Annotated in this window: 18 protein-coding genes, 1 tRNA gene and 1 pseudogene; 12 read left to right on the top strand and 8 right to left on the bottom strand. The window is 71.4% G+C overall.

The window, feature by feature from the left end; all coding sequences use genetic code 11:
• Positions 1 to 90: 90 nt before the first annotated feature.
• Positions 91 to 618, bottom strand: a complete 528-nt coding sequence (locus tag RIC11_RS17770; RefSeq protein WP_350213613.1) for a fasciclin domain-containing protein — start codon at positions 616 to 618, stop codon at positions 91 to 93.
• 344 nt (positions 619 to 962) lie between these two features.
• Between RIC11_RS17770 and RIC11_RS17765 the strand changes: the two genes are divergently transcribed.
• The 3 genes from RIC11_RS17765 (at position 963) to RIC11_RS17755 (ending at position 2,799) form a co-directional block, all read left to right on the top strand.
• Positions 963 to 1,415, top strand: coding sequence for a ferritin-like domain-containing protein (locus tag RIC11_RS17765; protein ID WP_350213612.1), 453 nt, complete (start codon positions 963 to 965; stop codon positions 1,413 to 1,415).
• Between the two features lie 23 nt (positions 1,416 to 1,438).
• The gene (locus RIC11_RS17760; protein WP_350213611.1) at positions 1,439 to 2,209 is read left to right on the top strand and encodes an SDR family NAD(P)-dependent oxidoreductase; all 771 of its coding nucleotides are present in this window, start codon (positions 1,439 to 1,441) and stop codon (positions 2,207 to 2,209) included.
• Between the two features lie 251 nt (positions 2,210 to 2,460).
• Positions 2,461 to 2,799: a hypothetical protein gene (locus RIC11_RS17755; protein WP_350213610.1), complete on the top strand. Its 339-nt coding sequence runs from the start codon at positions 2,461 to 2,463 to the stop codon at positions 2,797 to 2,799.
• Positions 2,800 to 2,832: 33 nt separating this feature from the next.
• On the opposite strand, the gene RIC11_RS17750 is transcribed toward RIC11_RS17755, so the two are convergent.
• Both RIC11_RS17750 and RIC11_RS17745 read right to left on the bottom strand, forming a co-directional pair.
• The gene (locus RIC11_RS17750; RefSeq protein ID WP_350213609.1) at positions 2,833 to 4,455 is read right to left on the bottom strand and encodes an AAA family ATPase; all 1,623 of its coding nucleotides are present in this window, start codon (positions 4,453 to 4,455) and stop codon (positions 2,833 to 2,835) included.
• 189 nt (positions 4,456 to 4,644) lie between these two features.
• Positions 4,645 to 5,274, bottom strand: coding sequence for a response regulator (locus RIC11_RS17745; RefSeq protein WP_350213608.1), 630 nt, complete (start codon positions 5,272 to 5,274; stop codon positions 4,645 to 4,647).
• A 266-nt stretch (positions 5,275 to 5,540) separates the two neighbouring features.
• Here RIC11_RS17745 and RIC11_RS17740 point away from each other — a divergent pair, with 266 nt between their 5' ends.
• From RIC11_RS17740 to RIC11_RS17725, 4 genes and pseudogenes are all read left to right on the top strand, one after another.
• Positions 5,541 to 6,452 carry a sugar phosphate isomerase/epimerase family protein gene (locus tag RIC11_RS17740; protein WP_350213607.1) on the top strand — a complete coding sequence of 304 codons (912 nt, stop codon included), beginning with the start codon at positions 5,541 to 5,543 and terminating at the stop codon, positions 6,450 to 6,452.
• Positions 6,415 to 6,810: pseudogene (gene arfB / locus RIC11_RS17735) on the top strand (alternative ribosome rescue aminoacyl-tRNA hydrolase ArfB); the annotation flags it as partial. The gene RIC11_RS17740 and the pseudogene arfB, both read left to right, overlap by 38 nt.
• 424 nt (positions 6,811 to 7,234) lie before the next feature.
• Positions 7,235 to 7,699: a hemerythrin domain-containing protein gene (locus RIC11_RS17730; protein ID WP_350213606.1), complete on the top strand. Its 465-nt coding sequence runs from the start codon at positions 7,235 to 7,237 to the stop codon at positions 7,697 to 7,699.
• Positions 7,700 to 7,960: 261 nt separating this feature from the next.
• Positions 7,961 to 8,716: a UvrB/UvrC motif-containing protein gene (locus RIC11_RS17725; protein WP_350213605.1), complete on the top strand. Its 756-nt coding sequence runs from the start codon at positions 7,961 to 7,963 to the stop codon at positions 8,714 to 8,716.
• Between the two features lie 88 nt (positions 8,717 to 8,804).
• Here RIC11_RS17725 and RIC11_RS17720 read toward each other — a convergent pair whose 3' ends face one another.
• The 4 genes from RIC11_RS17720 to RIC11_RS17705 form a co-directional block, all read right to left on the bottom strand.
• Positions 8,805 to 9,659 carry a fumarylacetoacetate hydrolase family protein gene (locus tag RIC11_RS17720; RefSeq protein WP_350213604.1) on the bottom strand — a complete coding sequence of 285 codons (855 nt, stop codon included), beginning with the start codon at positions 9,657 to 9,659 and terminating at the stop codon, positions 8,805 to 8,807.
• A 108-nt stretch (positions 9,660 to 9,767) separates the two neighbouring features.
• A tRNA-Leu gene (locus RIC11_RS17715) sits at positions 9,768 to 9,851 on the bottom strand.
• Between the two features lie 143 nt (positions 9,852 to 9,994).
• Complete coding sequence (locus tag RIC11_RS17710) at positions 9,995 to 10,327, bottom strand: rhodanese-like domain-containing protein (protein ID WP_350213603.1); 333 nt, start codon at positions 10,325 to 10,327, stop codon at positions 9,995 to 9,997.
• A gap of 144 nt (positions 10,328 to 10,471) precedes the next feature.
• Positions 10,472 to 11,728 (bottom strand): DUF1559 family PulG-like putative transporter, encoded by a 1,257-nt coding sequence (locus RIC11_RS17705; protein ID WP_350213602.1) that lies wholly within the window; start codon positions 11,726 to 11,728, stop codon positions 10,472 to 10,474.
• Between the two features lie 554 nt (positions 11,729 to 12,282).
• Between RIC11_RS17705 and RIC11_RS17700 the strand changes: the two genes are divergently transcribed.
• From RIC11_RS17700 to RIC11_RS17680, 5 genes are all read left to right on the top strand, one after another.
• Positions 12,283 to 15,318 carry a PD-(D/E)XK nuclease family protein gene (locus RIC11_RS17700; RefSeq protein WP_350213601.1) on the top strand — a complete coding sequence of 1,012 codons (3,036 nt, stop codon included), beginning with the start codon at positions 12,283 to 12,285 and terminating at the stop codon, positions 15,316 to 15,318.
• Complete coding sequence (locus tag RIC11_RS17695) at positions 15,315 to 18,785, top strand: UvrD-helicase domain-containing protein (protein WP_350213600.1); 3,471 nt, start codon at positions 15,315 to 15,317, stop codon at positions 18,783 to 18,785. The genes RIC11_RS17700 and RIC11_RS17695 overlap by 4 nt, the downstream gene beginning before the upstream one ends.
• Positions 18,782 to 20,020 (top strand): CCA tRNA nucleotidyltransferase, encoded by a 1,239-nt coding sequence (locus tag RIC11_RS17690; RefSeq protein ID WP_350213599.1) that lies wholly within the window; start codon positions 18,782 to 18,784, stop codon positions 20,018 to 20,020. Before RIC11_RS17695 ends, RIC11_RS17690 begins: the two co-directional genes overlap by 4 nt.
• Before the next feature lie 98 nt (positions 20,021 to 20,118).
• Positions 20,119 to 20,685, top strand: a complete 567-nt coding sequence (locus tag RIC11_RS17685; RefSeq protein WP_350213598.1) for a hypothetical protein — start codon at positions 20,119 to 20,121, stop codon at positions 20,683 to 20,685.
• A gap of 32 nt (positions 20,686 to 20,717) precedes the next feature.
• On the top strand, positions 20,718 to 20,891 hold the full coding sequence (locus RIC11_RS17680) for a hypothetical protein (protein WP_350213597.1): 174 nt from the start codon (positions 20,718 to 20,720) through the stop codon (positions 20,889 to 20,891).
• Between the two features lie 9 nt (positions 20,892 to 20,900).
• On the opposite strand, the gene RIC11_RS17675 is transcribed toward RIC11_RS17680, so the two are convergent.
• A partial coding sequence (locus RIC11_RS17675; protein WP_350213596.1) for an SdrD B-like domain-containing protein occupies positions 20,901 to 23,127 on the bottom strand: 2,227 nt, incomplete at its 5' end.

Genomic DNA, 23,127 nt, shown 5'->3' with positions numbered 1-23,127 from the left:
ACGCAAAGGCCGACCCGCGGCAGCAAAAAAGAACAGGCCCCCGGCGTGGCCGGGGGCCTGTTGGAGTTCAGCTTAAGTTGCTTCATCGCCTCACGGGAGGAGCACCGAGTCGATCACGTGGATCACGCCGTTGGTGCACTCGATGTCGGTCTTTACGACCTTCGCGTCGCCGACCATGACGGTGTCGCCCTGGACCTTCACGTCGAGCTGCTTGCCGTTGACGGTCTCGGCCGAGTCGACGTTCACCACGTCGGAGGCCATGACTTTGCCGGGGACCACGTGGTAGGTGAGGATCGAGGTCAGCTTGTCCTTGTTCTCCGGCTTCAGCAGCGACTGGAGCGTGCCCGACGGGAGCTTCTCGAAGGCCTTGTCGGTCGGCGCGAACACGGTGAACGGGCCGTCGCCCTTGAGGGTCTCGACCAGGCCGGCGGCCTTTACGGCGGCGACCAGCGTCGAGAAGCCTTCGGCCTCGACGGCGGTGTCGACGATGTCGTGCTGGTGGGCCTCGCCAGCGGTGTGGGCCTTGTCGTGCTTGGCGTCCTTGCAGCCGCAGGTGTCGCAAGCGAACGTGGGGGCGGCGACCGCCATCGCGGCGGCCAGTGTGAGTAGCATCTTCATCGCGTAGTTCCTTCGGTACGAGTCATCGTTATCGTCAAACAGGCGCCGCAAGGTAGCGGCTGACCCCTGTGCGGGCTCTCACACCTTTCTAGGCGGTTTCGTCAGACCGACAATGAGATAAGCCCAAACTTTTCTACGCACCGATCCCATCTGGGGGCGCCTGCGGTGGCGTTCCCAGGAGGGCGCCGGCGTGGCAGCGGCCGGGTCGAGCTGCGCGTTGGGAGGCCAGTCTGGCCGCGCGCCACCCCCCCGCCGTTGCCGTTTCGAGTACCCGACGCGACAATCGCCCGTAGACAGGCCGCGCTGGGCGGCCGCCGGAAAAGCTCAAACGAACGGAGCCCGCCGTGGCCGCCTCGCGTGAAGAAGTCGTCGAACTGCTGAAGACCGCCTACTGTATGGAACTCGAGACGGTCATGAATTACTTGGCCAACAGCACCAACCTCGACGGCGTGCGGGCCGAGGAGATCAAGAAGTCGCTGTCGGCGGATATCGTCGAGGAGCTGGGCCACGCGCAGCAGCTCGCCAAGCGGATGAAGCAGCTCGGCGGCGCCGTGCCGGGGTCGGCGAGCGTGACGGTCGGCAACCAGATCCAGCCGCCGGAGATCACGACCGACGTGGTGGGCGTGATCAAGGCGGTGATCTCGGCCGAGGAATCCGCGATCGAGCAGTACACGAAGATCATCAAAGCGACCGACGGGGCCGACTACGTCACCCAAGACCTCTGCATCACGCTGATGGCCGACGAAGAGGAGCACCTCGTGCTCTTCCGCGGCTTCCTCATGGAATACGACCGCTAGCCCGACCCACAGGAGTCCCGCCGATGCCGCTCGCCGACACCGCTCACCTTGTCCTCGGCGCCAACGGCGGCATCGGCAGCGAGCTGTGCCGCCGGATCGTTGCCGACGGCGGCCGTGTGATGCTCGCGGGGCGCAGCGAGTCGGCGCTGTCGACGCTCGCCGGCGAGCTCGGCCAGCCCGCCCGCGTGGTCGACGCGCGGCAGGTCGAGCAAGTCGAGCAGCTCGCGTCGGCGGCGCTGGAGGAGTTCGGCCGGCTCGATGGGATCGTCAACTGCGTGGGTTCGCTGCTGCTAAAGCCCGCGCACGTGACGTCGGTCGACGAGTGGCAAGCGGCGCTCGAGACCAACCTGACGACCGCGTTCGCCGCGGTGCGGGCCGCCGCCCGCACGATGCGCAAGCCCGGCCCGGCCGGCGTGAGCGGCGGGTCGGTGGTGCTGATGTCCTCGTGCGCGGCCCGCGCGGGGTTGGCCAACCACGAGGCGATCGCCGCCGCGAAGGCGGGCGTGATCGGCCTGGTGCTGTCGGCGGCGGCTTCGTACGCGTCGGCGGGGGTGCGGGTCAACGCCGTGGCGCCGGGGCTCGTGCGGACCGGGCTCACCGAGAAGATCTGGTCGAGCGAAACCGCGGCCGCCGCTAGCGAGGCCCTGCACGCGACCGGCCGGCTCGGCGAGCCGGCCGACATCGCCCGCGCGATCACTTGGCTGCTCGACCCCGAGGCCTCTTGGGTGACGGGCGAGGTGATCTCTGTCGACGGGGGGTTGGCCCACCTCCACCCCCAACCGAAGCGCGGCTAACAGGCTGTTGATTCATCAGCGGCCTGGGTCGCCGCCAGGAGGGCGGCGTCAAAACGTTGGCCGAGAGCCGACGTTTTGCGAGCCGCGAAGAGCTTGCTCTGAGCTTGGCGAGGTTGAAAAACGCCAGGAAGGCGTTCTTCAACGGCGGCTAATGCGGCCCCCTTCGGCACACGAGTCGCACTCCTCGATCGACGCGCGGTGCTAGAATGGCGCTAGGCGCCGAGTCCGAGACTCTCCAGGAGTGACCAACGATGACCCGTGCTTCGATGCTTGCCGCCGTAGTCGGCCTGGCCTTGCTATCTTGCCGATCGGCCGACGCGCAAGTGGTGGTCGTGAGCGGCTACGCGCCGGCGCCCGTCGTGACTTACCGGCCGGTGGCGCCCGCCGTGGCCTACCGGCCCGTGGCGCCGGTCGTTGCGTACAGCCCGGTGGTGGCGCCCGTCGCTGCGCCTGCCACGCCGGTCGCTGTGAGGTCGACCTTTACGGCCACGCCGGTCGTCCACACGCGCTACCGGCCGATCCTGGGCGGGACCGTTTCGCGGGTGCGTTACCACTACACGCCGACGACGGTCGTGACGCCGCTGTATTGATCGATCGATCGCTTCGGGCCGCGGGGGATCGACTCACGCGTCGGTCGGCGCCAGCTCGCACCATTGGGCGAGGAACGCGTCGTCGCACTTCGGGCAGCGCACGCGGCGGCCGAGCACTCCGGGCGACGACGCACCGGCGTGGCCGCACGAGCCGCAAGTGATCGTCACGCGCTGCGGCGCCTCGCCGGCCGCGTCGCCGAGCGGGATGTCGTCGGCCTCGAGTGTGACGAGTTGTTCGTCCGTGACCTTGGGGATCGTCGCTAGCCGGTTGGCCATGTTGAGGATCGCCTGCTCGAACAGGTTGCGGACCTCCCGGCCGTTGCCGAAGTGGCGAGTCCGCCTCGCGTGTCGCGCGGCGATCGCTTGGGCGATGCGCAGCCGCGCGGGCGGGGTGACCTCGTAGTGGAACTTCTCGAGCAGCAGGCCGAAGATCTCGCACAGCTCCAGCGGCGTGTAGTCGTCGAAGTGGATCGTCTTCGCGAAGCGCGATCGCAGCCCCGGGTTGGCCCCGAGCAAAGAGTGCATCTCGTCCGGGTAACCGGCGAGAACGACGGCCAAGCGGTGGCGGTCGTCCTCGGCGCGCTTCAGCAGGGCCTGCACCGCCTCGCGTCCGAAGGGGTCTTCCGAGTCGCTCGCGACGAGGCCGTACGCTTCGTCGACGAATAGCACACCGCCGAGCGCCTCGTCGACTTTGGCGTTGGTCTTCGGCCCGGTCTGGCCCGCGTACTCCGCCACGAGTCCCGAGCGGTCGGTCTCAACGAGCTGGCCGCCCGGCAGCACGCCGAGCGTACAGAGGGCTTCGCCGAGCAGCCGCGCGACGGTCGTCTTGCCGGTGCCCGGCGCGCCGGTGAACACCAGGTGCAGGCTGATCTCGGTCGCGGGCAGGCCGGCCTCCGCCCGCCGCTGTTGCATGGCGATGTAGTTGGCGAGCGAACGCACCTCGTGCTTCACACCGGCCAAGCCGACCAAGCGGTCGAGGTCGGCGAGCACCTGGTCGATCGGCCGCGCGGCCGCCGCGTCGTCGGGGGCCGCGCCGGGCGATTTCTTCTCGTCGGCCCCCGGGGGCGCCGTGTGGCGGAAGGGGTCGGCTAGATCGACCGACGGGGCGGCCGTCGGCTCGGCGCCGTGCTCCCGGCCCTCCTCGCCCGGCTCACAGCCCAGCGCCTGACGCACCGCTCCGAGCACGCGTTGGCTCGCTTGCTGCTCGGCCGGCTTGAGCAGCCCGTCGGCGCGGCCGATGAGGTTGGTCTGGCGGATGACCAGGTTCTCGAGGGCGGGGACCTCGTCGCGGAGCGGCGCCAAGCGGAAGAACGGCCGCACGAGCGCGGGCCACTCTAGCCGCGCCGTCTGCTGCGACGCGTGCCGCATCGCCTGGGCGAGCGTGGCCCCTTCGAGCCGCTCGCCCCACAGGTGGTCGCACAGCTCGGTCGCCAGGCGCCGCTCGGCCGGGCTCCAGCGGCGGTCGGCCTCGCAGATCGTCAGGTAGACACGCAGGCACAGGCCGCGGTGCAGGTCCTCCATCAACGCGGCGAAGTCGCCCTCGGGAGCGAGTTCGGGGTGCTCGCGGAGGACGCGCCGAGCGGCGTCGGCATAGAGCCGCCGCGTGTCGCCGAGCAGGCGTCGGTACTCGTCGGCGGATGACTGGGTGTTGATCAATACGCTTGGTCGGGCCGGGCCGATTACAAGCCGCAACGGATCGCCCCACCATCGGCGCCCCGCCGCCCGCCCGCAAGCCCGGAACGGCGGCGCCAAGGGAGAAAACAGAAGTGAGATCGCAGGCGTCGGCGCTGGTCGGCGGCGGGGCGTGCTCCCACTTTCGCGCTTTTTCGCTCGCCCGTTCTTCGCTCAGGCGAGCCCTTGGCGGACGGCCCACACCGCCGCTTGCGTTCGGTCGGCGACGTTCAGCTTCCGCAGGATGTGCTGCACGTGCTCTTTGACGGTCTCGTAGCTGATGCCCAGGGCTTGGGCGATCTCTTTGTTGCTGAGGCCGTGGGAGAGTTGCTTGAGGACCTCGCTTTCGCGGGTCGTGAGCGGCGCGGCGAGGCCGGCCGACGTGGGCGTGGCCAGCGCGCCGGTCAGTCGGCGGACGAGCTCGGTGGGCCACCACGTGCCGCCGGCGGCGACACTCCGCACCGCTTCGAGCAGGGTTTCGCGCGGCGCCGACTTGGGCACGAACGCGGCCGCGCCCAGGGCCGACGCCCTCGCCGCGTAGGTCGGGTTGTCTTGGCCGGTGTAGCAGACGACGCCCGTGCGCACGCCGGCGTCCCGGAGGTCGGAGAGCAGGCGGAAGCCATCGACGCGGGGCAACAGCAGCTCGGTGAGGACCACCGAGGGGGGGTTGTTCTGGATGAAGGCCAGGGCCTCGGCGCCGTCGAGGGCCTCGCCGAGCACCTCGACGCCGGCGTCGCTCAGCCACCCGCGGACGCCGGCCCTGACGACCGGGTGGTCGTCGACCAGCAGCACTGTGGGGCTCATAGGCATCGGGGGGCGGGAGGGCTCTTCTCTGTCCAAGCGCGGGCGTTTCCGGATCCGCCCACTGCGCACAAGGCGATTATCCCCGACCCGGGGGATCGGTAAAGCAATGCCCTCGCGCGCCGAACGATATCCGTTGTGCTAGCAGTGTTTACGCCGACACCGGGAGTCGCGCATACTCCCCCCGGGGTGGGACAGCGCAGCCGCTTTTCGCGTGCTGGGGGTCCCCGGATGTGCGTGTGGTAGATCCCAAGGCGACAGGCTGGCCCATGACACGGCTGTCGATGAACCAGTTGACGACCTACCGTTGGTCGTTCGAAGAAGACCTCGTCCGCTACGCCGAATCCGGCTACGACGGCGTCGGCGTGTGGCTGCGGAAGCTCAGCGACTTCGGCGTCGAGCGAGGAGTCGACCTCGTGGCCGACACCGGGTTGTCGGTCGCCGGCATGTCGTGGGTGGGCGGCTTCACCGGCGCCGATGCGGCGAGCCCCCGAGAGAACCTGGCCGTCGCACGCGACGCGCTGCGTGTCGCCGCGCAGTTGAAGGCCGCCTGCTTGAAGGTCCACAGCGGCGGCCCCAACGGCCACATCCGCGGCCACGCGATGCGGCTGTTCCGCCAGGCGCTGGACCAGTTGCTGCCGTTCGCTGAGGAGTTCGGCGTGCCCCTGGCGATCGAGCCGATGCACCAAGCGTGCGCCGCCGAGTGGACGCTGCTGACCGACCTGGCGTCGGCCCTGGCGCTGGTTCGGGAGTACGACAGCCCCGGCCTGAAGCTGGCGATGGACACGTACCACTTCCCGATCGGCCCCGAGGGCTGGCCGCTGCTGCGGGAATTGGCGCCCCACCTGGCGGTGGTCCACTTGGGCGACATCGACCGGCCGCACGGCGTGGACCAGTGGCGTCGGCCCCTGGGCCAAGGCGCCGCGCCGTTGGGGGGCATCGTTCGCACTCTCTGCGAGGCCGGCTACACTGGGATGCTGGACGTGAAGCTGATCGGGCCGGAGTTTACCGCGTCCGACTACGAGACCCTGCTGGTCGAGTCCCGCGCCGCGGTCGCCGACCTCACGACCGACGCGATGATCGGCCCCTTGCGCGACGAGCCCGGCTGTGCAACGCGACCTGACAATCAGCCCCCGGCTGTCGATTCCCCGGAGCGAGATCAACTTCTCCTTCGCCCGTAGCAGCGGGCCCGGCGGACAGAACGTCAACAAGGTCGCCACCAAAGCCGTGCTCCGCTGGCGGCCGGCCGAGAGCCAGGCGCTGCCCGCGGCGGTCCGCGACCGGCTGCTCGCTTCGGTCGGCGGCCGGTTGTCGAACGACGGCGACTTGGTGATCGCGTGCGACCGGCACCGCGAGCAGGGCCGCAACGTCGCGGAGTGCCTGTCGCGTTTGCGCGAGACCGTGCAAGCCGCGCTGCGGCCGCCGAAGCGGCGGGTCGCCACGAAGCCGACCCGCGCGTCGCGCGAGCGGCGCATTGACTCGAAGCGGCAGCGATCGGCCAAGAAGCAGCTGCGGAAGCCGCCGAAGACCGACGACTGAGATTCCCCCTAATCGCCCCAAATCGCGTTGTCCAGAATCTTCTTGGAATCGGACTGCCGGCGCCGCTAGACTAGGTTTTGCGCAGAGCGACACCGCCTTGTGCGTCGAGTCCCTCGTCTGACAACGTGAGTTCGCCCCGGGGAGCCCGCGGCGCCTGGGTGGGCGTGGCTCGAGAAGCGGTAGCAGCGGTCGGCGCGCTCGGCGAGTCGCGGGAAGTGCGAGCACGGCGGGCCATCGGAAAAGGCGGGCCGTCGGAAAAGCCGTCGGAGAAAACCTTCTCGCTGAGGCGGGGCCGTGCGGCATTGCTGTGACGGTTTGCTGTTACGGTTTGCTGTTACGGGCCCTCGGGCGAGCGGCCCTTCTTTTCTAGGAGAACAGGCGACCCTTATTCGCTGTCGAAACTCTTTTAGGTCGGGAGGTACGGATGGTCGCGAAGCAAGCCGTTCTGGACCCGGCGGCGCTCTCTGCAGAGCACCGCATCTTCAACCACATCAAGCACGCGTTGCGGGTGATGGTCGAGTGGCAAGCGCCGGCCGTGAGCGCCAGCCGCAAGCGCTCGAGCGTCCGGTTCGCGTTGCGGTCGTTCTGCCGCCACCTCGAGCGGTTGATGCAGTTCGAGGAGCAAGGGGGCTACCTGCCGCCGGTCGCCACGGCCCGGCCCAACTGGGAACGGCAGCTGTCCCACCTGCGGCAAGAGCACACCGACCTGCGCCAGCGGATCAACCGGCTCGTGCCGCAGCTTGCCGACGAGGACGTGTGGCAGTCCGAAAAATTCGACTCCGCGTGCGCGGCTATCCGCCAACTGCTCGACGAGGTCGACCGTCACGACCGCGACGAACGGGCCCTGCTGCAAGAGACCCTGTTGTGGGACGAGGGGGGCGAGGGCTGAGGCCCGCGCCGGCGGGCGCCCCGTGGCCAGCGGGCGCCCCTTGGCCTGCGGGCGCCCCGTGGCCTGCGGGCGCGCTGTGTGGCGGTGGCGACCAGCGGTCCGAGCAAGGGCTCGCGCCGATCCGCCACCCGCGGCATCCCGCACGGAGCTTGCGGCTGGCTGCGGAAAAACCTTGCGCGGTTCTTGCCTCGCACGCGGCGGCTCGGCGCGCGTAGAATGAGTCGGGGAGATTCGAAGCACCGACCGACTCAAGGGCGCTGTATGAAGCCCATGCGAGAGGACCTCGACGCGCTGCTCCGTGGGTGGCCCTACGTCCACGGCGAAGTCACCGCCCGCAAAACCCACGGCGCCGACGGGCGTCCGGTGCTGCAACTGCGGATCGATCTGGGCGTGTTGCAGATGGAAGTGCAGGGCCGTCCCGACGGGACGCGGCCCGAGGGCCATCCCACGTACCTCGAAGCGCTGCGCGACCAGCAAGCGATCGCGGGCGCCGCGTTCGAGCTCGACGAGGACCGCTGCGTCGAGATCGACCGCGAATTCGTTCAGTACTACCACCGCCGCGTGGCGTGGATGGCGCTGCGCAACTTCGAGCGGGTCGTCGAGGACGCGGACCACACGCTCGCGCTGATGGACTTCTGTGCGGCCCACCCGCCGTCGCAAGACTGGATCGAAGAGCACGAGCAGTACCGCCCCTTCGTGCTCTTCCACCGCACCCAAGCCGCCGCGCTGGCGGCCCTACAAGAGGCCGACCCCGAGGGCGCGATCGCCGCTATCGACGAGGGCCTCCGCGCCCTGTCCGAGTCGGTCGCGGACCTGTCGGCGCTCGACTTCGAGGACGTCGAGGAGTTCGGCTTCTCCGAGCGCCTGGGCGAGCTGCGACGCTCGATCCTCACGGAGTACGACTTGCAGGCGTCGTTGGCGGAGCAGCTCTCCGACGCGATCGCCCACGAGAAATACGAACTGGCCGCCAAGCTCCGCGACCGGATGGCCGAAAAGTCGGACCGGCGCAGCCGCTGATCGCCGGCGGCCCGTAGCAGGCCCGTAGCAGGCCCGTCGCAGGCCCGTAGCGGCCGCGTCACAGCGCCCTGGGCGGCCCCCCCAGGCGTCACAGCGCCCAGCGGTCGAGTTCCCCGAGGCCTTCGGGCAACCGCTCTTCGACGACCGGGTTGGTGAGCGCGCCGATCCGGTCGATCTCGACCGTCACCAAGTCGCCCGGCGCGAGCCACCGCGGCGGCGTGCGCGCGAAGCCCACCCCCGGCGGCGTGCCGGTCAGGATCACCGTGCCGGGCGCCAGGCGTGTGCTTGCGCTGAGGAACTCGATCAGCGTGGGCACGTCGAAGATCATGTCGGCGGTGGTCGAGTCTTGCAGCACGTCGCCGCTGACGGTCGTGCGGATACGCAAGTCGCCCGGGTCGCCCAGCTCGTCCGGCGTGACCAGGCACGGCCCCAGCGGCGCGAAGGTGGCGAACGTCTTGCCCCGGCACCACTGGCCCCCGCCCCCGCCCCGTTGCCAGTCGCGGGCGGACACGTCGTTGCCGCACGCGTAGCCGGCCACGTAGTCGAGCGCCGCCTCGCGCGGGGCGTTCAGGCACTCGCGGCCGATCACCACGGCGAGCTCTCCCTCGTAATCGACCGAGTCGCTCCGCAGCCGCCGGGGCAGCACGATCGGCCCGCCCGGCCGCTGGACCGCCGCGGGGGTCTTCATGAACACCACCGGCCGGTCGGGCGCGGGGCGGCCCCCTTCGGCCGCGTGCTCCGCGTAGTTCAGCCCGATGCAGAGGATCGCCGCCGGCTCGACCGGCGCGAGCAGCTCGCCCACGTCGGCGGCCTCGCCGGTGTCGGCGACGGCGCCCCCGAGCGGGTCGCCCTCGGCGCGGGTCACGCGGCCGTCGGCGTGCAGCACGCCGTGCTGGGGGGCGGCCGAGGGCTGGCCGACGGGGCGGTAGCGGACGATTCTCATGGCGCCTGTCCGGCGTCGTGGGTGGGGGCGGCGGCGCGGCCGCCGAGGCCAAAAAGAAACGCCCGGCCGCCGGGCCGGGCGTTTCGCGATTTCGCCGAGCTTACCGAGTGCCGCCGAGAGGAGTCGAACCTCCACTCACTTGCGTGAACATGGACCTGAACCATGCGCGTCTGCCAATTCCGCCACGGCGGCAAGCACTGCGGAAGCGTATGGTGCCAACTCCTGAGCCCCGCCGCAAGGGAAGGCTGTCGGCGATCGGCTATCGGCTGTCGGCAGCAATCGGCGGCGCAGCCGTCGGCGTGGCGGAGCCGAGGGCCGACAGCCGACAGCCGTCCTCAATACCGCGGCGCCGCCGGGTCGATCTCTAGCGACCACGCGTCGATCCCGCCGGCGAGGCTCTGCGCGTCGGCGAGGCCTTGTTCCCGCAGCCAGCGGACGGCCTGCAGGCTCCTCATGCCGTGGTGGCAGTACACCACGACCGGCCGCCCGTCGGCCGCCAGCTCCCCCAGCCGGCCGGGGACCTGAGCCATCGGCACGAGCACCGAGCCGCCCAGCCGCACGATGGCGTGCTCCTCGGGCTCGCGGCAGTCGACTAGCAATAATGCCTCGCGCGCGTCGAGCCGCTGCTTGAGCTCCGAGCAAGAGAGTTCCAGGGAGGGTTCGTCCATCGGCTGTTGGTTGTCGGCTGTCGCTGATCGAGCGCTCGATTCACGCCCCGAAGCGGGAAAACAAAAAACCGCCGCGGCGCCAGGAGGCAGCCGCGGCGGTCGTTCTTTGTCAAACGGTCGGTCGGCGATTACTCGCCGAAGCGATCAGAGATTGGTGTCGTTCACCGGCTCGCGGCCGTTGCGGGTGATCAAGTGGATGTAGACATCCGTGTTGATGTCTTCCTTGATCGGCTTGGAGTGGCCGTCGCCGTAGCCGTGCACCACCACGCCCGGGTGCAGCGAGCTGGGTCCCCAGCGACGCTGCGCGTTGTTGCCGTGCGGGAAGGTGTTTTGGCAGTAGTACTCTTCCTGATCCTGCGGGGTCGACTTGTTCGACCCCTGGTTCAGCGCCGAGCACTGGTTGCCATTGACCGTCCAAGAGCCGACGGGCCCCGAAGCGGCCTGCTGGGCCGCGGTCGAGCGGGTCGGGAATTGGACCGCTTGCCCCTCCCGCTCCGGCCACACACCGACCACGTAGGCTGACAAGCCGCTGTACCACGAGTTAATCTGCTGCTCGCGCGACTCGGTGAAGACCACGGTCTTCGCCGTGCCGTCGGTCATGCTGCGGAACTGGTAGCCCTTGTCGGTGATCTGGGCGTTGTTCCCAGTCCCGATGGTGCCGGGGAAAGCCAGGATGCCGTTGCCGCAGTAGGCGCCGTTGCAGTTGCCCTGGCCCAGCGTCGCGGTGGGCGACGTCGGCGCCAGCGAGTTCGGCAGCTGGCCGCCCTGCGCGTTGTAGTGCGACGCCGGCAGGGCGACGTAGTTGCCGCTCGCCGGGTCGGTTTGATTAGCGCCGTTGATGGCGATGCCGGCGACTTCGTCGCCGTCGAAGCTCGGGCAGCTGACGGTCTCGATCTGGGCTTCCCAGATCGCCTGCTCGTTCTGATCAAGCACCGTCGCGCCCTGCGTGCCGGAGAGCACGTACATGTTGTTGAACGCGTCGCCGCGGAAGTTCTGGCTCAGGTCGGTGAGCCGGTCGTGCAGGTTCTCTTCTTCCATGAACGGCAACAGCTGAACGATCCAGCTGAAACCGTCGATCGGCGTGTTCGCAGGCGAGCCGATCTGGCCGTTCACCGGCGTCAGGTTGTTCATCATGCCGGTGTAGACCTGCGCCGAAGTGCCACCGGTCGGCAAGAAGGCGGGCCGGCTCGACGCGAGCGGGAACGCGCCACGGGTGTCGTGGTGGTTGTGCAGGGCCAAGCCGATTTGCTTGACGTTGTTCAAGCACTGGTTGCGGTTGGCTGCCTCGCGGGCGGCCTGAACCGCCGGCAGCAGCAGCGCCACCAGGATGCCGATGATCGCGATCACGACCAGCAGCTCCACGAGGGTAAAACCTCGTGGGGAACGCAAGGGCGTTCTCATGGGAAACCTCCGGGAACAAAAAGAAAAACGGTAAATAAGATCACCGCCCGAACGGGCGGATAGACCCGCGATAAAGCCCCGAAAGATCGGAGCGAAGAATGATTCCAGAAACCAGCCTCAATTGGTAGGAAGAAGGGGCGCCGGCTCCCTCGGAGAGCCGTGCCACGTGGCCTGTTGATCGGGGGGAAGCGTTGATCGGGGGAAGCTTCGATCGGGGGGAAGCTTCGCTCGCGTTAACCTTCAATCGGATTAGCGTCGATCCCGTGAGGCCGGCATTTGTGCCCTGTTCCAATACGAGACTAGCGAATCCTTAGCCACAGTGTCAACTATTCGGTCGGCAAGGCGGGGTTGGTGGCCAGGGGCAACCAGCCGCTGGCCACCGATTCTACCTGCGGCCAACCGCGAACAAGCGACTCCTGAGGGACTGACTCATCGATAAGCGTGTCGAGGTCGCTGGGACGCCGGGCCGCCGGCGTGGAGAACTGGTCGAGCGCTACGCGAGCGGCGCCGGCGGGGTTTGGTGGCTGGTTTCTAGCCCGGCGGCGGCCGAGTCGGTGCGGCGGTCGTTGCTCGCGGCGGGCGTCGCGGCGCGGCTGGACCCGGGCGTGCTGACCGTGCGTCAGGCGGCCGACAGGGTGGCCAGCGGCCGGCTCGATGGGCGGGCGCCGCTCGGCGGCACGGCGCGCGACGCGCTACTCGCCGAGCTCGCCGCCACGCTCGGCCGCGGCGAGGGCTTCGCCCCGTTGGCGCCGCTGCTCAGCGCCCCCGGCGGGCGGCGTTACCTGGCCGACAATTTCCGCCGGCTGCGGCTCGCGGGCAAGTCGCCCGCGCAAGCCGACGCGCTGCTGCGGGCCGAGAGCGGCGACGACGCCGGCCGCGCGCTGGGCCGGCTGTACCGCAGCTACGTCGAGGCGCTCCAGCGCGGCGCCCTGGCCGACGAGGCCGCGCGGCTCGAGCACGCGTGCGACTCGCTCGACGCGTTCGCCGCGCCGCGGGGCCTGATCCTCGACCTGACCGCGCCGGTCTCGCCCGTCGAGAAGCGACTGGTCGATCGGCTCGCCGAGCGTGCGGGCTGGGTCGCTCTGCCGCTGCCCGACGCGCCGGCCGGCGCGCCGCTGCTGCGTGAGGCCGTGCGGTCGCGGCGGGAGAGTTGGCCCGTCGCGCCGGACGCCGCCCCGGCGGCCGAGCCGCCGCCGCTCCGCGCGGACGCGTCCTCGACGAGCCCTCCCGCCGGCCTGCGGGCGATCGCCCGGCATCTGTTCGACGACCAAGCGGCCCCGTCGGCCGACGCGACGGGCGTCGAGGTCCTAGCGGCCCGCAGCGACCGCGACGCGGCGCGGCGGACCGCTCGCCGCGTCAAGGAGCTGCTCCTGGCGGGCGCCGCGCCGGACGACGTGGTCGTGGCCGTGCCGTCGCCCGACGCGTACCTGCCGTTGCTCCGCCGCGAACTCGACGAGTACGGCGTGCCCTGCTGGTTCGCCGAGCGCCGGCCCCTGGGCGGAGCGCCGCTGGTGCAGGCGATGCTGCGGCTGCTGGGCGTGCTGGAGTCGGACGGCGCGTTCGACGCGCTCGTGACGCTCCTCGCGCGGGCCGACCTGCCCGGCCTCGCGCCCGGCGCCGCGCCGGAGGGGTTCGCGTCGGGCGTGGCTGCGGCGGAGTGGTTCGTCCGCGAAGCGCAGGCGCCATCGGGGTTGGCCGGCTTGCAGCGGCACGCGGCCGCTGTGGCCGACAACGCGAGCGGACGGCCCCGCAAAGAGCTGGCCCGCGCCGCGCGGGCGGCGCTGGGCTTGTTCGAGCGGCTGCGAGCCGCCGCCGACGGTCTGCCCGAAGAAGCCACGCCGCTCGAGTGGGTCGACGCAGCGGTCGCGGTCGTTCGAACGCTGCAAGACCCTCAATCGGCTGCCCTGGCTTCGGGCGCCGAGGCTTTCGAAGCGCTGGAGGGGGCGGCGGCCTCGGTAGAGTGGCTCGACCGCTGGCGGAAGCGGCCGGTGAGCACGTGGCGGCGGCCGGACTTCTACTCGCGGCTGCGAGAGTGGGCGAGCCGCGTGAAGCTCCCCCCGGCGTCGACGCCGGACGGACGGGTGCGGGTGGTCGGCGCGTCGACCGCGCTGGGCCTCCCTTGCGGTTGGCTGTTGGTGGCCGGCGCGTCGGAAGAGGCGTTCCGGCCCCCGGCGGGCTCGCCGCCGGCCGAAGCGATGCTGCGTTTCTACGAGCTGTCGACGCTGCCCCGCGAAGGGCTGGCCTTTCTCTACGCGGAGCTCGACGACGCGGCCCAGCCGCTCGCGCCGTCGCCGTACGTGGAAGACATCCAGCGGCTGTTCACGCCGGAGGCCCTGCAGCCGTCGGCTGGCGAGCCGGGCGCCGAGGGCGACGCGCTCTCGCCGCGCGAGTGGCGCCGCCAAGCGAGCTTGGCTGCCGTGCGGGGCGACGCGGCGCCGCTGGCCGCGGTGGTGGCCGCCACGGGGCCGGCGCTCCAGCGCGGCCTCACCGCGGTCTGCGAGCGGAGCCGCGGCGACCACTTCGGCCCGTGGGAGGGCGTGCTCGGCCCCGCGGCGGCCGCGGAGCTCACTAATCACTACGACGCACAGCACCTGTGGAGCGCCAGCCAGCTCGAGCTGGTCGCCACCTGCCCGTACAAGTTCTTCGCCAAGCACGTGCTGAAGATGGCGCCGCCGGGCGAGCTCAACCTGGAGGTGAACCACCGCCGACGCGGCTCGCTGATGCACGACGCGCTCGCCGCCGCGCTGACGGCCGGCGGCGGCCTCGCGCCGGCCGGGCGCCCCCTGAGCGACGCGGGCCGCGCGCTGGGCGAGCTGCTGCTGGAGCACGTCGCGCGACTAGGGGCGACCGACCGCGCGGCGCCGCACCAGGCCGCGCTGGTGGCGATCGAAGCGCGGCAGGCGCGTGAGTGGGCCGCCCGCTACGCGGACCAGCAAGCCGGGTTCGACACGGAGAAGCGCTTCGCGACGCTCGACCGCCCGCTGCGGCCGACGCTGCTCGAGGCCCGCTTCGGCCCCGGCTCGACCGATGACAGCCCGGAGGACGCCGCGAGCGTCGACACGCCGCTTGAGCTGCCCTTGCCCAGCGGCGAGGTGCTGCGTGTCGTGGGCCGGATCGACCGGATCGACGTGGGCGCCATGGGCGACTGCACGCTGTTCGCCGTGATCGACTACAAGACCGCGAAACAGTTGCGCGCGTCGGTCGACCACATCACCAGCGGCAAGCAGTTGCAGCCCGTGCTGTACGCGCTCGCCGCGCAGCGCCTGTTCCTCTCCGAGGAGGCGATCCCCATCGCCGCCGGTTATTGGGGCGTGCGTGAGAAGGGGTTCGTGGGGCCGAAGGTCAAAGAGCTGCCGATGATCGACTTCGTCGACGGCCGCGCCCGACCGAGCGGCGAATGGTCGGCGCTGGTCGCGTCGGCGCTAGAGACCGCCGGCGAGCTGGTGGCCGCGGTCCGCGGCGGGAGTTTCCCGATGCTCAACGACGACGAGCACTGCGGCGCGATGTGCGAGTTCAAGACCGTCTGCCGCGTGGCCCAGACACGCTCGCTCGGCAAGACGCCGCGGCCCGCCGAGGGGGAGTCGCCGTGAGCCTCGCCCGCTTGACCGAAGAACAACGCACCGCGCTGCGCACGCACGGCGTGCCGATCACCGTCGACGCGGGCGCCGGCTGCGGCAAGACGTTCGTCCTCACCGAGCGGTTCCTCTCGCACCTGGAGCCCGACGCGCCGGACGGGCGGCGCGTGGACCTCGAGCGGCTCGCCGCGATCACCTTCACCGACGCCGCCGCCCGCGAGATGCGCGCCCGCGTGCGCGCGCGCTGCCGGCAGAGGCTCGCGGACGCGGGCGGCGACCACGCGGCCCATTGGCGCTCGCTGCTGCGGCGGCTCGACGCGGCGCGGATCTCGACGATCCACTCGTTCGCCAGCTCCCTGATCCGCGAGCACGCGTTGCAGCTCGGGGTGGACCCGAGCTTCGCGGTGATCGACCCGGCCGAAGCCGACGTGCTGAAGAGCCAAGCGGTCGACGCGGTGCTCCGCGAGCGGCTGCTGCCCGGCCGCGGCGGGCTGGACGAGGGCCTCGTCGAAGCGGCGGCCGCGCTGGAGCTGGGCGCGCTGCGGTCGCGGGTGAGCGACCTGGTCGACCACGCCGACAGCCAGGCGTTCGCCCGCTGGCGGAACGCCACGCCCGACGACGCCATCGACGCGTGGCGGATCTACTACCGCGACCGGGTGGCGCCGCGTTACGCGCGGGACCTGCTCGAGGACCCGATGCTCGGCGAGCTGGAAGACCTGCTAGCGATCGCCACGCCGACCACGCCGGTGTTTGTGCAGCGTGTCGAAGAGATCCGCGACACGCTCGAGTCGCTCCGCACGGGCCGCGACCCCGACGCGGCGCTCAAGCGGCTGCACACGGCGCTGGAGTTCAGCCAGCCGGGCAGCAGGAAGCACGTTTACACCGAGAAGGACTGGCCCGATAAGGAGACCAAGTCGGAATACAGCGAGGCCCGCAAGCAGCTCCACGACAAGCTCTCCAAGCAACGCCGCGCGGGCGACCCGGAGTCGATGCGCGCCGCGGCCGAGCTGGGCCTCCGCTTGCACGACCTGGCGTGGGGCGCCGCCGAGCGCTACCGGCACGCGAAGCACGCCCGCGGCGGCCTCGACAACGACGACCTGCTGCGTCAGGCCCACCGCCTGCTGACCGCGCCGGACCTGGCCGACGCGCGGCGCAGCGCGGCGGCCGGCGTCCGCGTGCTGCTGGTCGACGAGTTCCAAGACACCGACCCGCTGCAGTCGGAGCTGGTTCAGGCGCTGGCGGGGCTGGGGGCGGCGCCGTTCACGGTCGGCGACTTCAAGCAGTCTATCTATCGTTTCCGGGGCGCCGAGCCGGAGGTCTTCAACCGGCTACGCGCCGCGACACCCGAGGAGGGCCGGCTGTCGCTGTCGATGAACTTCCGCAGCCAGCCGGGCGTGCTGGACTTCGTCAACACGCTGTTCGAGCCGATCTTCGTCGACCACCACTACCAGCCGCTGCGGCCCAGCCGCGGAGGGCTGTCGGACGAGCCCGCGGTCGAGATGCTCTGGACCGCCCCCCCGGCAGGCGACGGCGGAGCGGCGCCGTCGGCCGAAGAGCGCCGCACCGCGGAGGCCAGGCGGGTCGCGGACTGGATCGCCGCGGCGATCGGCTCGGGCCGCCCGCTCGTCGAGGACAAGGCCGCCGGCGGCGCGCGTGGCCCGCGGGCGGGTGACTTCGCTGTGCTGCTGCGCGCCCTCAGCGACGTGTCGCTGTACGAGGACGCGTTGCGCGCGGCCGGCCTCGAGTACTACCTGGTCGGCGGCCACGCGTTCTACTCGCAGCAGGAGGTCTACGACCTGCTCAACCTGCTCCGCGCGGTGCTCAGCGAGTGCGACGACATCGCGCTGGCGGGCGTGTTGCGGAGCCCGATGTTCGGCCTGCCGGACGAGGCGCTCTACTGGCTCGCGCGCGGCGGCGGCCTCAACGCCGGCCTCGCCGACGAGTCGGTCGTCAACCAAGCGCCGCCAGAGCTCCGCGAGCCGCTCCGCGACGCCGCGCGGGTCGTTCGCTGCCTGCGTCGAGAAAAGGACCGGTGCGGCGCGGCCGAGCTGTTGGACCTGGCGTGGTCGCTCACCGGTTACGACGCCACGCTGCTCGCCGAGTTCCTCGGAGCGCGCAAGCTGGCCAACCTCGAGAAACTCGCCGAGCAAGCACGCCGCGCCGACGCCACGGGCGGGGGGCTCGTCGACTTCGCCCGTCGGCTCGCCGAGTTCGTGAAGCAGCCCCCCAAGGAGGCGCTAGCCGCCACCACCGCCGGCGACGCCGACGTCGTGCGGGTGATGACCGTGCACGCGGCGAAGGGCCTCGAGTTCCCGATCGTCGTGCTGCCCGACCTCAACCGCAAGGAACAGCACGACCGCACGCAAGCGACGTTCGACCCGGCGCTGGGCCCCTTGGTCAAGCCGCCGGCCCCCCCCGGCGGGCGGGGCGCCGCGCCGCCTGTCGGGATCGACTTCTGGCGCGCCGCGCAGCGCGAGGCCGAGTCGGCCGAGAAGGACCGGCTGTTCTATGTCGCGTGCACGCGGGCGGCGGACCACCTGGTGCTGTCTAGCTGCTGGGCGCCGGGCGACAACCCCGAGGGGCCGTGGCTCAAGCGGTTGGCGGAGCGGTTCGATCTGGCGACCGGCGCGACGCTCGGCGGCGGGCCGGCGCTGGCCCGCGTGGCCGCCGACCCGCCGCCCGCGCGGGGGCGCGCCGGGCAAGGCAAGAGCGAGCTGCACAGCGTGCTCGGGGCCTTAGCCGACAGCGCTCCCCCACCGGCCGCGAGGCCCTCGGCCGTGGGCCGGATCGAGTTCGACCCTGCGGCAGCGACAACTTTTTCCGTTTCGCGGCTGAACGGGAATCTGCAAGCGACCGCCCCCGCCACTCCCGAGCCCCACGGCGATCGGTCGCGCGACGCCTCGCGGCGGCTCGGGTCGTTGGTCCACGCGGTGGCCGAGCACCTGCCGCTCGACGGAACGCCCCCCGACCTGCTTCGCCTGGTCGAGCGGCTGGCGGCGGAGCACGCGCGGCGTGACGTCGACGCGACCATCGCCGAGGCGACGCGGCAGGCCGAGTCGCTGTTGGCCTCGGGCGTGTGGCGTTCGTTGGCCGCGGCGAGCGAGCGGCATCGTGAGCTCGAGTTCTTTCTCCCGTGGCGGGCGAGCGGCGAACCGGGAAGCCGGCCGGCGGTCCTGCGCGGCTACATCGACGCGGTCTGGCGCGAGGCCGACGGGTGGCGGATTGTCGACTACAAGACGAACCGCATCGGGGCCTCGGAGGTCGCTAAGGCGGCCGAGCGGTACCGCTTCCAGATGTCGGTGTACGCGCACGCCGTCGAGGCCGCGCTCGGCGAGCCGCCGGCTCGGCTGACGCTTGCGTTCTTGTCGCCGGGCGTGGAGGTTGACCTTGCTTGGGACGCGGCGGCCCGCGAGGCTTCGGTCGCGTCGGTCGACGCGCGAATCGCCGAGAAGCGGCGCCGAGAAACCACCGACCCGCCTTGAGCACCACGCCCACCGCCGACGACCAGCGAGAGTTCGCCCTCGAGGTGGTCCGCCGACTCCGCAACGCGGGGCGCCAGGCGTTGTGGGCGGGCGGGTGTGTGCGCGACCGGTTGCTCGGCAAGGCCCCCAAGGACTACGACGTCGCGACCGACGCCCCGCCCGACGCGGTGCGCGACCTGTTCGGCCGCCGCCGCACGGTGGCGGTCGGCGCGGCGTTCGGCGTGATCACGGTGCTGGGCAAGCGCGGCGCCGCGCCGATCGAGGTCGCCACGTTCCGCTCCGACGACGCGTACGTCGACGGCCGGCGGCCCTCCGGCGTGCGGTACACCTCGGCCGAGGAGGACGCCAAGCGCCGCGACTTCACGATCAACGGCTTGTTCTACGACCCGATCGGCGGGCGTGTGATCGATTACGTCGGCGGCCGCGACGACCTCGCGGCGGGCGTGGTGCGGGCGATCGGCGTGGCCGACGAGCGGTTCGCCGAGGACCGCCTGCGGATGCTCCGCGCGGTGCGTTTCGCGGCGTCGCTCGGGTTCGAGCTCGACCCGGCGACCGCCAAAGCGATCCGCGGCCACGCCGACGCGATCGCCCAAGTCAGCCCCGAACGCATCGGCGCCGAGGTCAAACGGGTCCTGACCGAGTCCGACCCGCCACGCGGCCTGGTGCTGATGCGGCAGGTCGGTTTGCTCCGGCACACGCTGGGCGAACTCGACTCGGCCGGCCCGGAGGCCCTCGCGGCCGCGACCGGGCGTCTGGCCCGGCTCACCGAGCCGTCGGCGCCGCTGGCGCTGGCCGCGGCCCTGGCCGACGCGGCCACGCCGGCCGAAGCGGTCGCCGTCGCGAAACGGCTGCGGTGGACCAACAAAGAGCAAGACCTGGCCGCGTGGCTGTTGGCCGGTCGCGGCGCGCTGGCCGACGCGCCGCGGGCGGCTTGGTCGGACGTTCAGCCGTTGCTCGCCGCCGAGGGGGGCGCCGACCTGGTGGCGCTGCACGCGGCAGACGGGGCCAGCCAAGCGGACCTCGACTTCTGCCGGCAGCGGCTCGCGTGGCCGCGCGATCGGCTCGACCCGCCGCCGCTGCTGGTCGGGGCCGACCTGATCGCCGCCGGCCGGCGGCCGGGGCCGGGGTTCGCCGCGCTGCTCGCCGCGGCCCGCCGCGCGCAGCTCGACGGGCGAGCGACCGATAAGGCGTCGGCCCTGCGGGAGATCGGCATCGCGCCGCCCGCCGCGGGCTGAGCCGACCGGGCGCCGCCCCGTGGACGGCCGCGGCCGGGCCGCCTACGATCCGCTCCAAACGAAGCGAAGCCGACATGACCCAATGGAGCGGGACTGTTATGGATTTCTGTGTGTTGGCCGACGCGACGGTCGACGTCGACGCGGGCTATCTGATCGCGCTGTTGTCGCGCGTCGCCCACACGACCTGCGCCGCCACGCTGCTGGGCGGGCTGATGTACCTCCGCTTCGTGCTCGCGCCGGCGGCCTCGGCCGAGCCGACCGACGCGGAGACGGTGCTGTTCGCCGGCCGGCGGAAGGCTTGGGCCGCGTGCGTCGGCGTGTGCACGGCCCTGCTGCTCGTCAGCGGGTTCTACAACTTCTTCGTGTTCGTCGGGGTCTACCAGAACCTGCCCGCGCTGTACCACCCGCTGTTCGGCGTGAAGTTCTTGCTGGCGCTAGGCGTGATGGTGATCATGGCCCTCGTCGCGGGCCGCACGGGCGCCGCCGATCGGGTGCGCGGCTCGCTCACGGCGTGGCTGAACGTGGCGCTGGTGCTCACGCTGGTCGTGTTCTTGCTCGGGGCGGTGCTCCGCTCGTTCCGCGACCTGCCCGACGCGCGTGCCGCCGCGCCGGCGATCGAAGAGGCGCCCGCTTTCGATGAGCCCCTGATCGAAGAAGCCCCCTAAACCGAACCCGCCGAACAAGGCGAGCTCACCCAATGGACAAGAAGGCGAAGAAGCGGATGGAAGTCATCCGCAAGAAGCTCAATCAGCTGCAGCAGCGTCTGTCCGGCGCAAAGCAGCAGCTGGACGACCCCGGCGAGGTGCGCCAGCTCGAGCGCGAGATCGACCACCTGAAGGCCGAGATGGCCGACCTGCGGGAGTCGGACTAGGGGGCTGCCCTACTCTCTCGTGGCGCCTGCCTGCGCGGCGACGCGTTCGCCGGCCGACGCGTCCTCGGCCGGTGAGTAGAGGCCCGGCTCGTCGGCGCCGTCGCCGTCCCAGTCGCCGACGACCGGTTGCGCGTCGGCGTCGGCCAGGGCGTTGTCGGTCGCGGCGAAACGCAACGCGGTGAGCAGGCCGTCGCCGTCGGGATCGACGAGCCACTCGCCCGCGCGGTACACGCCGAGCTCGTCGACGCCGTCGCCGTCGAAGTCGCCCACTAGCGGCTTGTCGCCGGCCGTGCCGAGCACGACCTGCGTGTCCGCTTCGCTGAGGCGCCCGTCGCCGTCGGTGTCGAGCGTCCACCGCCCTTCGCGGAACACGCCGATGGTGCGCACGCCGTCGCCGTTGAAGTCGCCCGTGACCGGGTGGTCCCCCTCGACGCCGAAGAAGAACACGTGGTCGATCAGATCGGCGCGGCGCGCGGCCAGGCGGCGCAGGGCGAGCAGGCGCTCGCCGGAGGTCGCTTCCTCGGGGACCGGCGGCAGGTTCTTGGCCTTCCCCTCGATCGGCCCCGGCCAGTTGTCCGCGTCGGGCAGGCCCGGCTCGTGGTCGGCCGCGAGCGGGTCCAGGCGCCACTCGGGACCGAACACGCCGATGTCGGTCTTGCCGTCGCCGTCCCAGTCGCCGGTGACCGGCAGGTCTTGCTCGCCGCCCAGGTGGGCCCACAGGTCGCCAGCGCCCCAACGGCCGTCGCCGTCGAGGTCGAGGTACCAATCGCCGTTGATGTACACCCCGATCTCGGTGACGCCGTCGCCGTCCCAGTCGCCGGCGACCGGCACGGCGTCCTCGGCGCCGAACAGCAGCTCGTTGAGGTCGGCGCCCTCGACGTCGCTCGCGAGCAGGCGCCACTTGGCTTGTTGGAGCGTGTCGCCGGCGCGCTCGGCGCCGTCCCACGCTTCGCCCGACGACCGCGACACGAGCCGCGCCGACGGGTCGGCCGCCGAGGCCGCGCGCGGCCGCCCCGCGTTCACCACGCTCAGGTGCCACGTGTAGGGGATCATGCCGCCGCCGCCCACGTAGGTCGGCCCGGGCGGCGTCGGCGGCGCGACCGGCCGCAGCGGCTGCCGCGGCGGCGGCAAGGCGGCGTCGAGCTCGACGAACGGCGGGGGCGTCTCCGGCGGGGTGACCGGCGGGATGTACGTGAAGCCGACCGTGTCGACCTCGCTGAAGTTGTTCTCTATCGACGACTGGCCCGCGGTGAGCGGGATCGCGAAGATCACGTCCTCGCCGTAACGCTCGCGGAACGGCGTGATCGGGATCATGCCGGGCTCGCTCGGGTCGATCGGATTGACCGCCACGCCGCCGGTCGAGCCGGGCGTGTCGATGCCGTCGATCAGGCCCTCGGGGCCGATTTGCACGACCGCGTAGGAACCGCTCGGCAGGTTCTCGAACGCGTAGAAGCCGCGCCGGTCGGTGGTCGTCTCGAACAGGCCTTCGATCGACACGCCCGGCAGGGACTCGAAAGGAGAGTAGCCGTCGGGCACGTCGTCGATCGTTTCGCCGGGGCCGAGCACGTAGAACGGCTCGCCGGTCACGCCGTTCACGAGCCGCAGCTTCACGCCGCGGAGCGGCGCGTCGTCGGGTGTGCGGGCGCCGTCGCGGACAGAGGCGATGTCGTCGGGAACCTCGCCCTCGAAGGTGGAAATCGGTGGCCCGTCGATGAACACGTAGCCCGATAGCTGGGCCGGCGGCAGCTCGCAGAAGTCGTAGCCGACCGCGTCGACCGCCGAGCCGATGACGATCTGGCTCAGCAGGTCGTCCGACTTGACGCCGTTCTCCGAGCCGAGGTGCTCGTCGCCGTCGAAATAACCCGCCGGTTGATGCTCGCGAACGGCGTACTGCCCCGGCGGAAGGTCGTCGAACCGATAGGCGCCCTCGGCGTCGGTCACCGTCGATCGGATCACCGCGCCAGACGCGTCGAGCAGGTCGATCTTCACGCCGGCGATCGGCGTCGCGTCGGGGCCGTGGCAGTCGCCCGTCGGCGAGGAGTGCACCGCGCCCGCGATGGATCCTGGGAGCATCTCTCCGAAGTTGTATTGCCGGGCGTCGTCGCCGAAGTCGAGCGTGATCTGGCGGATCACGTCGCCCGGGTTCTCGGCCGAGCCGCCGTGCGTGCCCGGCGTGTCCAGCCCGTCGAGCCAGCCCGTGGGCTGCACCTGCACCACCCGGTACGAGCCCCGGTCC

The sequence above is a fragment of the Botrimarina sp. genome (assembly GCF_040219535.1).
Taxonomy (GTDB): domain Bacteria; phylum Planctomycetota; class Planctomycetia; order Pirellulales; family Lacipirellulaceae; genus Botrimarina.
The sequence above is the reverse complement of the archived record's forward strand: the minus strand, read 5'-3'. Positions and strand labels throughout refer to the sequence as shown.